Here is a 413-nt window from a genome sequence, read left to right as displayed (position 1 = left end):
GATGCTGGCAGAAGTCGGAACCTCGTGCGCATGCCGAGCGCCGGGCAAAAAGAAAGGGATGATCTAACCGGTTCCCGCCACCGGCTTGCTTTCGCACGATCATCCCAAAATAGCGTACAGGCCCAAAACCACACTTCACTCGCCTGAGAAAAACGTCCCGCACGCTATCGGGATTACTCTATAAAATTGGGAATCCCAAGTTAGTCCTTCTTGTGCTCACCACCGGCCTTAGCATGCTTGCGTTCAAGGATGCCCTTGGCGTGTTCCACTTTCGACTTCTGTTCATCGCTCAGGTTTTTGCCTCCGCGATTCAGATAGAACGAGATTGACTGAATTGCTTTGCCGATATTTCCGTTATGGCTACGCTCAGCCCACTCTGCGATTGATTCGGCGCTTCCATCCGCGAACTTGCC

1 protein-coding gene is annotated in these 413 nt (G+C 52.8%); it reads right to left on the bottom strand.

Features of this window, described 5'->3' with window-relative positions; translation table 11 throughout:
• Positions 1–200: 200 nt before the first annotated feature.
• Positions 201–413 (bottom strand): DUF3175 domain-containing protein (locus AC1RO3_RS08710; RefSeq protein WP_481764034.1); only part of this gene is annotated, 213 nt, incomplete at its 5' end.

The sequence above is a fragment of the Dellaglioa sp. CoH-57-MRSF-19 genome, assembly GCF_056781975.1.
Note: the sequence above shows the minus strand (reverse complement) of the source record. Positions and strands in the feature narration are given on the sequence as shown.